Genomic DNA, 14447 nt, shown 5'->3' with positions numbered 1-14447 from the left:
CCATCGGCATCATCCCCGGCACGGTGGGGCCGGAGGGCCTGTACCAGCCCCGGGCCGGCTACCCGAACTCGGACATCGAGCTGCCCATCTACACGCACCTGCCGCTCAGCGGGGAGCAGGGCACGGACCCCATGAGCCGCAACCACATCAACGTGCTGACGCCGCACGCCCTGGTGGCCCTGCCGGGGGGCGCGGGCACCGCGGCGGAGGCCGTCCTGGCCCTGCGCTATGGCAAGCCGCTCATCCTCCACGGGCCACCGGAGGGCTTCCGGCGCTTCCCGGCGGAGGCCGAGCGCACCACCTCCCTGGAGCGGGTGGCGGAGTTCATGCTGGCAGCCACCCGGTAGCAGGGGGACGCCAAAGCCCTACAGGAGCGAGCAACCCGCCAACCCCGGATGAGGGTCCGGGGGAAGGTGCCCCAAGGGGTGGGAAAAGATTTAGGATGCGAACGTGGGGCAGGGTGCGCCCAGCAAGCGGATGCCCAGCCGTTGCCACGTTCGCCACCATGATCAACCCCGACTATCCGCTGGCCAGCTGGTTTCTCGCGCTCTCCACGTCGCTCTTCCTGGTCGTCTACGCACTGCCGTTGCTGTTCGTCCCGCTGCGCTGGGCGCGCTGGTTCGGGTGGGAGCTGCCCACCGGGAACAACGACCTCACGGTCTACTTCGCGCGGTGCCTGGGTGGTCTGGCGTTGTCTGTCATCATCGCGGTGGTGCAGTTCATCCCGGATCCGAAGAGCCACCTGGTCATCTTCGAGCTCATCGGCCTCATTGGCGGCCTGATGACGGCCGTGCACGTCTGGGGGGCCATCCGCAAGCAGCAGCCCTGGACGGAGACGGCGGAGATCCCCCTCTACGGAGCGGTGTGCGTGGCGGCCCTGTGGCTGCGCTACGCCTCGCTGTCCTGAGCCCAAGGCCCCGGGATGCCCTCCGAGCAGCACATCGATCCAGTCGTCGCGGCGCTGGCGCCCTACATGCCGGCGGCCATCCTCGCGCGTCTGGCGACCCATGAGGCGGATGCGCTGCCCCGGGTGGAGCCCGTGCGCGGCGCCATCCTGCTGCTGGACATCGCGGGCTTCACGCCCATCGTGGTGGGGCTGAGCGGCGCGGGGCCTCGCGGCATCGACGCGCTCCAGCGGCTGCTCACGAACTACTACACGGAGATGATCGACGTCGTCCGCGACCACGGTGGGGACATCTACCAGTTCGCCGGCGACTCCATCCTCGCGTGCTTCGAGGCCGCGCCCGCGGAGGCGGACGGGGACGTCGTGCAGCGCGCCGCGGTGTGCGCGCTGGGTGTGCAGCGCAGGCTGGCGCGCTTCGCCCGGCTGGAGCTGTTGGGCCAGCGCTTCGGCGTGTCCTCGCGCATCGGCATCGGCTTCGGTGAGTCCAACCGCATCGTGATGGGCGCCTCCGGCCTGTGGATGCACCCGGCGCTCGTGGGCGAGCCCCTGGCGCAGGCGGTGGGCGCGGAGAAGCAGGCCACGGTGTCGGAGGTCGTCCTGAGCCCCCGCGCCTGGAGCTCGCTCCCGGAAGGCGCGCGCAAGGGCGAGCCGCGCGAGGGTGGCAACCACCGCCTGGCGCTGGACGCGCCGGTGGAGGCCGTCAAGCGGCCCCTGCCCGCGGCCTCCGGAGGCTCGGAGCTGGTGGGCCGGTGCGCGCTCTTGCTGCACCCGGTGCTCTTCACGAAGATCACCACCGCGCACCAGGAGTTCTCCGGGGACTTCCGCGACGTCACCTGCTTCTTCGTTCGCTTCACGCACGCGCCCACGGATGGGGACGGCACGTCGTTCACGCGCGACCTGAACGCCTACTACGAGTTCGTCCAGCGGGAGAGCGCGCACCACGGCGGCGTGCTGCTGATGACGGACTTCACGGACAAGGGCAACGTGCTCTACGTCCTGTTCGGCGCGCCCACCGCCCAGCAGAACAAGGAAGTGCTGGCGTGCCGGCTGGCCTGCAAGCTGCTCAAGTCCCGGGAGTCCTTCCCGTTCCTCGGGGACCTGCAGATCGGCGTCGCCACCGGCCACGCGTACTGCGGGGACATGGGCTCGCCCTGGCGCAAGGGGTACTCGGCGCTGGGCGAAGTGGTGAACATGGCCGCGCGCCTGATGACGCACGGGCGCGGCGGCTCCGTGCACATCTGCGCGAACACGCAGGGGCGGCTCCAGCAGGGCGGCTTCGCCACGGAGTTCGTGGAGGACGCGAAGCTCAAGGGCGTCTCCCGCACGGTGCCGGTGTACCGGCTGCTGGGTGAGACGCGCCGCAGCCTGTTCATCAAGGGCCGGGGCGACATCATCGGCCGCAAGCGTGAGCTGGCCGTGCTGCACGACGCGCTGGACGCGTCGCTGAAGGGCCGGGGCAAGGTGAGCGTGGTGTCCGGCGAGGCGGGCATCGGCAAGTCGCGCCTGGGCGCGCGCGTGCTGGAGGACGCGGAGGAGAACGGCGCCGGAGCGCTGTACGGCATCTGCTACTCCTACGAGATGTTCACCCCCTTCTTCCCCTGGAAGGAGGTGCTGCTCCAGGCGTTCGGGCTGCATGACTCGGACGACTTCGCGACGCAGATGGTGCGGCTGTCGGAGGGGTTGGACGGCCTGGAGGACGTGGGGCCGGAGTGGATCCCCGTGATGGCGGGCATCCTGGGCATCGCGCTGGAGGAGACGCCGGACACGGCGTCCATGGACGCGCGGCGCAAGCAGCAGAAGGTGTTCCAGATCGTCCACCAGCTCCTGGAGAAGCTCAGCCGCGCGCAGCCGCTGCTGCTCTTCTTCGAGGACCTGCACTGGGCGGACAACATCTCGTTGGATCTGCTCCAGCACCTCGCGGTGCGCCTGGGCTCGCACCGCATCATGGTGCTGGCGACGATGCGGCCGGGCGAACAGCTCCGGGGGCTGCGCGAGCTGCCGGAGTACTGCCCCGTGGAGCTGTCCAGCCTGGACGACGACGACACGCGGGAGATGCTGCGCGCGCACCTGCGCCTGTCGCCGCCGGACCTGGCGCTGGAGGAGCGGCTGCTCGCGAAGGTGCAGGGCAACCCGTTCTTCATCGAATCCATCGTGGAGGGCCTGGCGGAGCAGGGCTACCTGGGACCGGCGGAGCCGGGCTCGCAGCGGATGGAGCTGAAGCGCGGCCTGCAGGACCTGCTGCTGCCGGACTCCATCCAGGACGTGGTGCTGTCGCGCATCGACCTGCTGTCGGAGACGGAGAAGCTGGTGGTGAAGGTGGCGTCCGTCATCGGGCGCGTGTTCACGCTGGATGCGGTGTCGGCGCTGGTGCCGGGCTCGCTCGTGGGCACGAAGCTGCGCGAGGCCGTGGACACGCTGACGCGCCTGGGCCTCATCCTCCTGGAGACGGAGGAGCCCTACACCTGCCTCTTCAAGCACATCGTCATCCGCGACGTGGCCTACAACACGCTGCTGGTGTCGGCGCGCGAAGATTTGCACCGCAAGCTCGCGCGCTACCTGGAAGCGCGCGCGAACGACAACCTCGTCGGCTCCGCGGGTCTGCTGGCCTTCCACTTCCTCGCCGGCAACGTGGAGGACAAGGGCCTGGAGTACACGCTGATGGCGGCCCGCAGCGCGCGCGCCCAGTACGCCAACGACGACGCGCTCTACCACTACAACCGGGGCCTGGAGCTGCTGGGCACCGTCGTGCCGTTGGACCCGGAGGCGATGCTGCTCAAGACGCGCAGGGTGATGCAGGAGCTGGCGGAGACGCTGCTCCAGGCGGGCAACTACGCCGCCGCCATCATCATGTTCGAGCAGTGCCTGGTGGACGAGGAGGAGGTCCCCCAGCAGGCGGAGCTGCACCTGGGCCTGGGCCGCGCGCACCAGGAGAAGGGCGAGTCCAGCCGCGCCACGCACCACCTGGAGCAGTCGCTCGTCTTGAGGGGCCGCAGCCTGCCGCGCAACCTGATCGCGCTGGGGCTGCGCACGCTGGGCAACCTGCTGCTGCGGGGGCTGGCCACGCTCTTGCCCTTCATCCTCCGGCCCATTCCGGCGGCGCGCCTGCCGCAGTACCTCCAGCAGCTGAGCACGCTCAACGCGCTCATCCGCATCTACTACTTCGCGGACATCACCAAGCTCACCTGGGCGACGCTGGTGTCCACCAACATGGCGGAGCGCTCGCGCAGCGACTACGCCATGAGCATCGCCAGCGGCTACTACGCCACGCTGCTGTTCGGCGCGGGGCTGCTCAAGCGCTCGCGCCACCACGGCGAGCGGGCGCTGGAGTACGCGCGGCGCTCCAAGGACCCGGTGGCGGAGGGGCTCGCGCTCAGCCGCCTGGGCATCCAGGCCTTCTTCGCCAACGAGCTGAAGCGCTCGCGCGACTTCCAGGAGCAGGCCGTCTCCACGCTGCGCGTGGTGGGCGAGCGCTGGGAGCGCCAGACGTCCCTGATGATGCAGGCGACGGGTGAGTTCCTCTGCTCGCGCTTCAAGACGGCCGAGGAGCTCTACGAGCAGATGAAGACCATTGGCGTGGAGCTCAACGCGCTGATGCACCAGGGCTGGGCGCACTCCTGGGCGCCCATGTGCCGCTATCTCTTGGGCGAAGGCGACGTGGGCGAGCTGTGCGCGGAGATGGAGACGGGCCTGCGCATCAGCGAGGAGGTCGCGGACCTGGCCAACCAGTGCGCGAGCCTCAACCACCTGGCCAACGTCACCGTGCGCGAGCACCAGGTGGAGGAGGCGGCGCTCGTCGCGGTGCGCTGCTTCAAGAGCATCTGGAGCTACCAGGTCCTCGTTCCGTTCCTCCAGGTGGGCCTGGTGGACGCGGCGGAGGCGGCCCTCTTCGCGCTGGAGGAAGGGGCCACGGTGGTGCCGCGCAAGAAGCTGCTGCGCATCGTGCGGCTCGCGTGCATCAAGGCGCGGATGATCTCCAAGCTGTACCCGTACCTGAAGGGCCCGGCGCTGCGCGTGACGGCGCGCTCGCTGCGGCTGCGCAAGGGGCCCAAGGCCGCGGAGCCGGTGTTCCTGGAGGCCATCGCCATCCTGGAGGCCAGCCCCAACCGCTGGGAGACGGGCGTGGCCTACTTCGACGCGGCGGTGGCGCTGCCGCACCGCAGGACTGCCTTCCTGGCCCGCGCGAAGGAGATCTTCGTGGAGGTGGGGGCGCTCGCGGAGCTGCGCCGCATCGACCGGCTCCAGGCCTCCGCGCAGGCGCTGCTGCCGGGCGCCACCGTGCTGCCCCCGCTCCGCGACGCGGCACGCCGCGACCTGAGCGTGATGTGAGCGAAGGCCTCCCGCACCTCGGGTGAGGCATAAGGCGGACCCGCAGTCAGCGTGGCGGGGGTGCTTGTACCGTCAGGCCCGGCTCCTACACTGGCGCCTACCTCCTCGAACCCACACCGGGCCATGACTTCCGTTCCACTCCGCTTCCAGACCAGTCCCGTCATCGTCGGATACATGCTCGTGGTGCACGCCCTGGCCGCGCTGGCGTTCCTCCTGCCCTGGCCCCCGTACGCACTGCCGGTGGGGCTGGCGGTGTACGTGAGCATCGGGCTGGGCACGACGGTGGGGCTGCACCGCCTGCTGTGTCACCGCGCCTTCGTCTGTCCGCGCTGGGTGGAGTACGCGCTCGTGACGGTGGCCATGCTGACGGCCCAGGGCAGTCCGCTGCTGTGGGCCGCGACGCACCGGCTGCACCATGCGAAGGCGGACGCGGAAGGGGACGTGCACTCGCCCCAGCGCGGCTTCTGGTACGCGCACATGGGGTGGATCCTCAACGAGGCCTCCACGGACGACGACGGCTGGCGCACGTGGTGCCGGGACATGGCGCAAGATCGCTACTACCACTGGCTGTTGCGCTACCGGATTGGCCCGCAGGTGCTGGCGGTGCTCTTCGTGGGGCTGACGTTCGGCTGGCGCACGGTGCCCGCGTACTTCTTCCTGCCGGTGGTGTGCTGGATGCAGAGCACCTATGCGGTGAACTCGGTGTGCCACGCGAAGTTCGGCGTCCGCGTCCACGACACGCGCGACAAGAGCCGCAACGTGTGGTGGGTGAGCGTGCTCGCGCTGGGCGAGGGCTGGCACAACAACCACCACGCCTTCCCCGCGTCCGCGCGACACGGCTGGGTGTGGTGGCAGTGGGACCCGGGCTGGCTCTTCATCCGGGCCCTGCGGTCGCTGGGGCTCGCGTGGGACGTGCGGCTGCCGTCCCGCGTCCGCTGAACCCTCACGTCACCAGCTGGGGCTTCAGTCCCAGCCGGGCCATCTCCCGCACATCCCAGTCCTCGAGGGCGTCCAGGCCCGCGATGTAGCGGCGCGCCGTGTTCTTCACCGGGTTGCGGATGCTGACGATCTCCGGGCCGGAGAAGAGGATGGTCTGCTTGTAGCGGGGCATGTCGCTCATCATCAGCTTGGACGCGTAGTGCCGAGCGATGTTGGGCAGGCTGCCCAGCGTGCGGCACAGCCGCAGGAAGTGCTCCACCACCTCCGACGCGTGCAGCTGCTTGGGCCGGTGGCACAGCGTGTAGCCGTCGTAGTCGCGGCTGGTGGTGCCGGGCAGCAGCCGGTCCTCGGCCTGCAGCTCGCGGAAGAAGGGCGTCTCCGGGTACGGGCACACGATGCCCAGGAAGGTGACGGAGAAGTACTTCAGGTCCGCCAGGTACTCCGGCAGCCGGTGCAGGTATTCGTTGGTGTCGCCGTCCGAGCCCACGATGAGGCCGAAGGACAGCAGGATGCCGGCGGAGAAGACGCGGCGGATGACGGCGTCCACCTCCGACAGCTTGTTCTGGCCCTTGTTCATCGCCTTGATGGAGTCCGGGTTGAGCGACTCCAGGCCGGTGTAGACGTAGCGGCAGCCCGCCTTCGCCATCAGCTTCACCAGCGACTCATCCTTGAGCACGTTGAACGTGAGGGCGCAGCCCCACGTCTTCTTCAGCGGGATGAGCGCTTCGCACAATTCGCGCAGGTACTTGGGCGAGCCGCCCAGGTTGTTGTCCAGGAAGACGAACGCGTCATCCATCATCCCCAGGTAGTTCGGGTTCCAGCGCATGCGCGTCTGGATTTCGTCGATGACCGCGGGGATGGGCCGGAAGCGGTAGCGCTCGTTGCCGGTGAGGACGCAGAAGTTGCAGGAAAAGGGACAGCCGCGCGACGCCTCGATGCCCGGCAGGCGCACCTTGTTGTGCTCGAAGTTGATGAGCTCGTAGCGGTACGGCCGGATGGCGGACGCGCCCAGGGACGGGCGGCTGTAGCGCGGCTGGAGTTCGCCCTTCTCGAAGTCCGCGACCAGCGCGGGCACGTTCGCTTCGGGCTCGCCGGTGATGACCGCGTCGAAGTACTGGGCCGCGTCGTCGGGGAAGTAGCCCGCGTGACGCCCGCCCGCCACCGTCGTCATCCCGCGCTGGCGGAAGAGGGTGGAGAGCACCTTCGTGTGCTCGTAGTACGAATGCAGGTACGAGAAGAAGACCAGGTCCCAGTGCCGGTCCAACGGGATGTCCGCCTCCTTCTCGTTGAAGATCTCCACCTCCGCGTGCTCCGGGCACAGGCCGGCGATCAGCTCCGGCACGGAGGACTGCATGATGGACGGCTCCTTGATGCGCAGGCGGGTCGGATGCGTGTACGTGGCGATGATGGCGATTCGCATGCGTGCGTTTTCCGGCAAGACGACGCGGAAGGAACGGCACGCGCCCGTTCACGAATACACCTGCCGGACTGCGTCCCCCTCCGTGGTGGAAGAATCACCCGGAGTCCTGGCAGTGGCAAAGGATCTCCGCTCCGCGCGCCGCACTCCCCGTGCTTCCGGTGGCAGCGGACGACCCAGGAGGACCTATCTCGTGAGGGGCGCACGCTGATAGATCTTTGAAACATGGATCCTTCTTCCTCGACCCCCTCCACGGGTTGGCCGTTTCGACGTTATTTCTGGATTTCAGTCGTGGCCGCGGCGCTCCTGGGCGCGATGACGTTGCACGCGGGCTTCATGTTCGACGACTACGTCTGGCTGGGAATCTGGGACCGCGTGCCGCAGCCGGCGCCGCTGGCCAACACGCCCTTCGACGTGTACCGCACGGCGACGGGCGTCGCGGAGCACACCCATCGGATGTCCGAGTCCGGCATCTTCCCGTGGTGGGTGGAGCCCACGGTGAAGCTGGCCTTCTTCCGCCCCCTGTCGAGCGCGCTGTTCGGCCTGGACCACGCGCTCTTCGGCCGGGACTCGGTGGGCTACCACGCGCACTCGCTGCTCTGGTACGTGGGCCTGGTGATGCTGGCGGGCCTGCTGTTCCGGCGCGTGCTGCCGGCCGCGGTGGCCGCGCTGGCCATGTTCCTCTTCGCCATCAACGGCTCCCACGCGGCGGTGCTGGGCTGGCTGTCCTACCGCGCGCTGATGGTGTCCACGCTCTTCGGCGTCCTGGGCTTCTGGCTGCACCTGGAGTGGCGTGAGCGCCAGCGCAAGGGCGCCCTGGTGGGCTCGCTCGTCGCCTTCGCGCTGGGGCTCGCGAGCGCGGAGACCATGCTCATCCTCATCCCGTACGTCATCGCCTACGAGGTCTTCGCCGGGCCGGGCAAGGCGGCGGACAAGCTCAAGGGGCTGCTTCCGCTGGGCGTGCTGCTGGCCGGCTACTTCGCGCTCTACAAGTCGCTGGGCTACGGCGCGGCGGGGCAGGACACGCACGTGGATCCGCTGGGCGCGCCGGGGGCGTGGGTCTCCGCGATGATCAGCCGCGTGCCGGCGGCCATCGCGGGGCTGACGCTCAGCGCACCGTCGGACTACATCATGGACGCCTCCTACGTGCCGGTGTTCACGCTGATTGGCGCGGCGGGCCTGGCGTTCTTCGCGCTGCTGGTGTGGGGCGTGTGGCCCCGGCTGGAGGGCGACGAGCGGCGCACGCTGAAGTGGATGCTGACGGGTTCGTTCGTGGCCACGTTCCTGGCCAGCTCCGCGCTGGCGGGTACGCGCACGCTGCTGGTGCCCAGCCTGGGGCTGGCGGTGGGGCTCGCGATGGTGCTGCGCGCCGCGTGGCGGGGCCGGGCGCGCTCGTTCCGCGCGGGCGCGGTGCTGGCGGGCGCGGCGGTGATGTTCCTGCTGCACGTCGTGGCGGCGCCCTACGTGTGGTGGCAGACCGTCAACGTCTACACGCAGATGGACGCGATGATGAACCGCGCGCAGGCGCGCTACGGCGAGGCGCTGGACGTGAAGGCGCTGCCGAACCAGCGGGTGGTGGTGCTCAACGCGCCCAGCGGCGTCATCGGCATCTACAGCTCCGTGCAGTGGTGGTCCCTGGGCAAGACGCTGCCGAAGGCCTGGTGGGTGCTGTCCTACGCGATGGAGCCGCAGCAGGTGACGCGCACGGGGCCCAACTCGCTGGAGCTGTCGCTGCCCAAGGGCCACCTGCTCACGACCATCGAGGAGCGCGTCTACCGGGGCTCGCGCTACCCGCTGGCGGTGGGGGACACGTTCGACGTGAAGGGCATGAAGGTGCGCGTGGAGGACGTGGACGCGGAAGGACCCAAGCGCGTGTCCTTCACCTTCGACGTGCCGCTGGAGGATCCGTCGCTGAAGTTCGTCGAGTGGAAGAACAAGAAGGTGCTGCCCTGGACGCCGCCCGCGCTGAACGCCGCGCCGGTGGTGGTGGACGCGCACACCTTCCAGTAGTCCCGAATGAAGAGGCGGGCCCCCCGTCCGGTTGTCGCCGGACGCGGAGCCCGCCTGGAAGTGAAGCGTTGCCGGAGCCTGGGGGCCCGGGGCCCGGGGGGGTTCAGCCCACCAGCCGGACCACGGCCAGCGTGATGCCGTAGACGAGGACGGACACCAGCGCGGCGGCGGGGATGGTGAACACCCACGCCCAGATGATGCGTCCGGCGGTGCCCCACTTCACCGCGCGCCAGCCGCGCGTGGACCCCACGCCGACGATGGCGCCGGTGATGGTGTGGGTGGTGGAGACGGGGATGCCCAGCTCCGCCAGGGCGATGATGGTGACGCCGCCGCCGGTCTCCGCGCTGAAGCCGCCAATGGGCGCGAGCTTCGTGAGGCTGTGGCCCATGGTGCGGATGATGCGCCAGCCGCCGAAGAAGGTGCCCATGGCGATGGCGGCGTGGCAGGAGATGATCATCCACCAGTCGATGTGGAACGGGCGGTCGCGCCAGATGGTGCCGAAGAGCACCACCGCGATGATGCCCATGACCTTCTGCGCGTCGTTGGTGCCGTGGCTGAAGGAGAAGATGGCGGACGACACCAGCTGCAGCCGGCGGAACCAGGTGTCCACGCGCAGGGGCGTCTGCTTGTGCACCGTCCAGGTGCTGATGACCATCATCGTGATGCCCAGGAACATGCCGATGAGCGGCGACAGCACGATGAACGCCGCGATGCGCGCGATGCCCGAACCCACCAGCCCCTGGAAGCCCAGCACCGGCAGCGTCGCGCCAATCATCCCGCCCGCAAGCGCGTGCGAGGACGAAGAGGGCAGGCCCCACCACCAGGTGAGCAGGTTCCAGGTGATGGCCCCCATGAGGGCGGAGAAGATGACCATCAGCACCGCGGTGGGGCCGGCGGCGCGGAGCATCTCGAAGTTGATGATGCCCTTGCCCATGGTGTTGGCGACATGGACACCGCCCGCGAACGCCGCCACGAAGTTGAAGAACGCGGCCCAGGCCACCGCGAGGTTCGGCGACAGCACGCGCGTGGAGACGACGGTGGCGATGGAGTTCGCGGCGTCGTGGAAGCCGTTGATGAAGTCGAACACCAGCGCGACGATGACGATGAGGACGACCGCGGCGAGCAGCATTTCAGGAGTGCTCCAGCACGACGCCTTCGATGACGTTCGCGACACCCTGGCACTTGTCGGTGGCGGTCTCGATGAGGTCGTAGATCTCCTTCCACTTGATGATGGTCAGGGTATCCACGCCGCTCTTGAACAGCCGGCCCATGCCCGAGCGCAGCACCTCGTCCGCCTGCGACTCCAGGCTCTTGATCTCCTTGCAGCCGGCGAGGATCTGCTCCGGCTTCTTGATGAGGCGCAGCGCCGCGACGACCTCCTGCACCTTCAGCGTGGAGAGCACCAGCAGGCGCGCCAGCTCCGCGGCGTCCGCCCGGGTAGAGTCGATCTCGTAGTACAGCAGCCGCGCGGCCGCCGCGTTCGTCAGGTCCAACACGTCGTCGATGCGCGACAGGAGCGAGTGGATCTGCGTGCGATCGAACGGGGTGATGAACTGCTGGTGCAGCCGGTTGAAGGCCGTGTGCGTGACGTCGTCGCCTCGGTGCTCCACGTCCTTGAGGGCCTGGACGCGCGCGGGCACGTCCCGGTAGTCGCTCAGCAGCTCATGGAGGATCTTGGCGCCTTCGACCGTGCGGGCGCATTGGGCGTCGAAGTCGTCGAAGAACTCATCCGACTTCGGCATCAGCTTTTCGAGCATGGGGTTCCCTCGGCGCCTGGAGCGACAGGCGCGGTCCGCCGCGGGAGGTGGTTGCGCGAGGGTGTTGCCCTCCCGTGACGCGGCGTGACTACCCTACTTTGGGAGTTTCGCCAGTGTTCCGTGTAGAACTTCACGGATTCCAGGGGGTTGGATGCGACCGCGCCGGCTTGCCCGGCGGGCGCGCTTCTCCCGGAAGAGGATGACGCAGGGGCCTGTTCCGGATGGGGCTTCACGTCCTACAGTTGGAAAATCGGCAATTCGTCCCTGGTCCCTCTTGTCGCGGAAGGCGCATGACCCTGTTCCGGCACCCTGAAGATCGCATCCCGGTCCTGATGTTCGCGTGCGTGTTCGCGCTCGATGTGACGGTGTTCCTCACGGCGAAGAGCTGGTGGTTCCCCGTGTTGTGGTTCGGCCTGGGCATCATCCCCAAGGGGTGGATCTGCTCCTGGAACCACCACCACCAGCACCTGACGATGTTCCGGCACGCGATCCCCAACCGGCTGTTGGAGATCATCTTCGCGTTCCAGACGGGCGTGACATCGCAGGCGTGGTTCCTCCACCACGTGGTGGGCCACCACCGCAACTACCTGGACCAGACGAAGGACGAGTCCCGCTGGAAGCGCGATGACGGCACGACGATGGGGGAGATGGAGTACTCGCTGAAGACGATGCTGACCGCGTACCCGCGCTCGTTCCAGGTGGGCCGCAAGCACCACCCGAAGGCGCTGCGCCTGTTCGTGGCGATGGCCGCGCTCCAGGTGGTGCTGCTGGCGGGCCTGTTCTGGGTGAACCCCTACAACGCGCTGTTCGTCTTCCTGCTGCCGATGGTGGCGTCGCTGTTCGTCACGGTGTGGGCGACCTTCTTCCACCACGTGGACCTGAACACGGCGGTGCACGCGGAGGCCTCGTACAACATCCTCCACCGGGGCTACAACCTGATGACCGGCAACCTGGGCTACCACACCGCGCACCACTCGCGGCATGGCCTGCACTGGTCGAAGCTGCCGGAGCTGCACGCGCAGCTGGCCCGCGACATCCCCGCGCACCTGTACCGGCAGCCGGGCATCCCGTTCGTCTGGCGCGGCTCCGAAGCGAAGCTCGTGCTGAGCGAGCACGAGGTGGAAGCGCTCGCCGTTTCCACCGCGAAGGCCAAGGCGCCCGCCGCCGCGCCGGCCGCTTCCGGCGAAGAGCTGGCGGCCTAGCTTCACGCCCCGCCGGGCTCGCCGGGCTCGGTCGCCCGCTTGCGCGCCAGGTACTCGCGCACCTCCGCCGGAAGGGTTTCTTCCGGCAGGGGGAAGTGCTGCGTCACCACCTCCAGGATGTTGAGGTACTGGGGCAGCTCGAAGCCGTAGAACACCACCCGCCCGATGCGCGATTGCTCCCGGGCGGACAGGTGGGTCTTCAGGGTCGTGCACGCCAGCCGCACCGGGTCGTTCACGCCCAGCCCACCGGTGCCCGCGCCCAGCGCCACCATGGCCACGGAGAGCGGCGCACCGTCGTCCGGCAGGGCCTCCAGCGCGTTCCACAGGTTCACGCAGCAGACCTGGATGCGCGCGAGGTTCGGCGACGAGTTCCCGGACAGTCCGTGGCGGTAGTCCATCACCGCCACGTGCGCGACCCACTGGGCCCTCGGGTGTTCGCCCGCGTCCGTCACCAGCACCTGTCCCGGATCCATGGGGCCGCGGAAGCGGGCCTGGAGGGCCTCGGTGATGTGCTCCTGGTAGTCCGGGCCACACGCGAGCCGGATGGCCCGGGAGACCCCGGACCCCAACTGCACGTTCGTGTTGGAGGCGTTGACCAGCACGCGCTCGGAGCCGTCCGTCAGGCTGCCGAGCGCGACCTCGATTCCGGGGAGGGGAGCGCTCATCCCTCCAGTCTAATCACGGCGTCTTCGGCTCGGCCGGTCCGGTCGTGCGGTTGGCCGCGATGTTGATGACGTTGACCATCAGGTCCTTCACGCGGCGCGGCTTCTCGCCCCCGTTGTCCTTGATGATCTTGTCGATGTCGTCATCCTGCCGGTGGTACTCGGGGATGAGGTCGCCGCCGCCGTTGGGATTGGACAGGCCCTCGAAGAGGAAGAGCACGTCCTCGCCCTTGCGCCCGAACGACGCGCCGTCCTGGCGGTCGCGGTACACGTTGATGTCGCGGTTGATGCGGTCGAACGGATCCGCCAGCTGCTGGTTCGCCTGATCCACCACGTCCCGGAAGTAGTTGGGCTGGCCCTTGGTGTTGGTGTCCACGACGGACAGGCGCTGATCATCCCAGCGGCCCACCATGTCCGTGTTGATGACGCCAGCGATGTTCTTCAGCTCCAGGCCGGGGATGGGGTGGTCCACGAAGTACTGCGAACCCACGAGCCCCTTCTCCTCCGCGCCCGTCCAGATGAAGAGGATGGAGCGATCCAACTCGCCGCGCTTCTGCGCTTCCGCCAGCTCCGGCACCGCCGCCATCAGCACCGCGCTGCCGGACGCGTTGTCGTCCGCGCCGTTGTACGCGTTGCCCTGGCGGTCCACGCCCACGTGGTCCAGGTGGGCCATCACGACGATGACCTCGTCCTTGTGCGGGCCGGTGCCGGGCAGCATCGCCAGGGTGTTCACGGCCTGGCCCGTCGCCGTGGCCACCTGCCGCAGCTCCTCCACGCTGCGCTGCGTCCCGAACCGGGCCGGCACCAGCGGCTGACCGGACGCCTTCATCGTGGACTCGTACTGGCGGTTGAGCAGCGCCAGCGTGTCCTTGGGCATCTTGTCGTCCAGGTAGAAGCCTTCCTGGAACGTCTTGTGCCCGAACTCCTTGTGCGCGCCGTGGGCCGCGCCATGCGCCGCGCCGCCCTCCTGCGCCCCCAGGAACGAGAAGACGTTGAACTTCTGCTGGAAGGGGTTCTCCGGGTTGTTGGAGTTGGGGCCCACGAGGCCGTACTTCTTCACGTGCTCCTGCACGTAGGCGGACGCCATATCCAGGCCTTCCGAGGGGCTGTTGCGGCCCTTCAGCTCATCGGAGGCCAGGTACTGGAGGTGCGTCATCGGATCCGAGTCGGCCGAGACGGGCGGCTCGGTGGGCTGCGTCGGATCCGTCGGGGGCAGCGGCGCCGGGGTGG

At 68.8% G+C, this 14447-nt stretch carries 10 protein-coding genes and 1 pseudogene; 6 read left to right on the top strand and 5 right to left on the bottom strand.

Going from position 1 to position 14447, the window contains the following annotated elements; all coding sequences use genetic code 11:
- The 4 genes and pseudogenes from D7X74_RS30725 to D7X74_RS30710 all read left to right on the top strand — a co-directional run.
- A pseudogene (locus D7X74_RS30725) lies at positions 1–347 on the top strand (molybdenum cofactor carrier protein); the annotation flags it as partial.
- Positions 348–505: 158 nt separating this feature from the next.
- Positions 506–907 (top strand): hypothetical protein, encoded by a 402-nt coding sequence (locus tag D7X74_RS30720; RefSeq protein WP_120536574.1) that lies wholly within the window; start codon positions 506–508, stop codon positions 905–907.
- Positions 908–922: 15 nt separating this feature from the next.
- Entirely contained in the window at positions 923–5230 is a 4308-nt protein-coding gene (locus tag D7X74_RS30715) for an AAA family ATPase (RefSeq protein ID WP_120536573.1), read from the top strand.
- Positions 5231–5353: 123 nt separating this feature from the next.
- Complete coding sequence (locus tag D7X74_RS30710) at positions 5354–6169, top strand: acyl-CoA desaturase (protein ID WP_120536572.1); 816 nt, start codon at positions 5354–5356, stop codon at positions 6167–6169.
- A 4-nt stretch (positions 6170–6173) separates the two neighbouring features.
- Here D7X74_RS30710 and D7X74_RS30705 read toward each other — a convergent pair whose 3' ends face one another.
- The gene (locus tag D7X74_RS30705) at positions 6174–7589 is read right to left on the bottom strand and encodes a radical SAM protein (protein ID WP_120536571.1); all 1416 of its coding nucleotides are present in this window, start codon (positions 7587–7589) and stop codon (positions 6174–6176) included.
- A gap of 288 nt (positions 7590–7877) precedes the next feature.
- Between D7X74_RS30705 and D7X74_RS30700 the strand changes: the two genes are divergently transcribed.
- On the top strand, positions 7878–9596 hold the full coding sequence (locus D7X74_RS30700) for a hypothetical protein (protein ID WP_120536570.1): 1719 nt from the start codon (positions 7878–7880) through the stop codon (positions 9594–9596).
- A 103-nt stretch (positions 9597–9699) separates the two neighbouring features.
- Here the strand turns inward: D7X74_RS30700 and D7X74_RS30695 are convergent, their stop codons facing one another.
- Positions 9700–10725 (bottom strand): inorganic phosphate transporter, encoded by a 1026-nt coding sequence (locus D7X74_RS30695; protein ID WP_120536569.1) that lies wholly within the window; start codon positions 10723–10725, stop codon positions 9700–9702.
- A gap of 1 nt (position 10726) precedes the next feature.
- Positions 10727–11353, bottom strand: coding sequence for a DUF47 domain-containing protein (locus D7X74_RS30690; RefSeq protein WP_120536568.1), 627 nt, complete (start codon positions 11351–11353; stop codon positions 10727–10729).
- Positions 11354–11643: 290 nt separating this feature from the next.
- Between D7X74_RS30690 and D7X74_RS30685 the strand changes: the two genes are divergently transcribed.
- Entirely contained in the window at positions 11644–12555 is a 912-nt protein-coding gene (locus tag D7X74_RS30685; RefSeq protein WP_120536567.1) for a fatty acid desaturase, read from the top strand.
- A 2-nt stretch (positions 12556–12557) separates the two neighbouring features.
- On the opposite strand, the gene D7X74_RS30680 is transcribed toward D7X74_RS30685, so the two are convergent.
- Together D7X74_RS30680 and D7X74_RS30675 are read right to left on the bottom strand one after the other, a co-directional pair.
- Positions 12558–13220: a macro domain-containing protein gene (locus D7X74_RS30680; protein ID WP_120536566.1), complete on the bottom strand. Its 663-nt coding sequence runs from the start codon at positions 13218–13220 to the stop codon at positions 12558–12560.
- A 13-nt stretch (positions 13221–13233) separates the two neighbouring features.
- Positions 13234–14447 (bottom strand): M28 family metallopeptidase (locus D7X74_RS30675; protein ID WP_120536565.1); only part of this gene is annotated, 1214 nt, incomplete at its 5' end.

This window comes from Corallococcus sp. CA047B, assembly GCF_003612065.1.
GTDB lineage: Bacteria > Myxococcota > Myxococcia > Myxococcales > Myxococcaceae > Corallococcus > Corallococcus praedator.
Note: the sequence above shows the minus strand (reverse complement) of the source record. Positions and strands in the feature narration are given on the sequence as shown.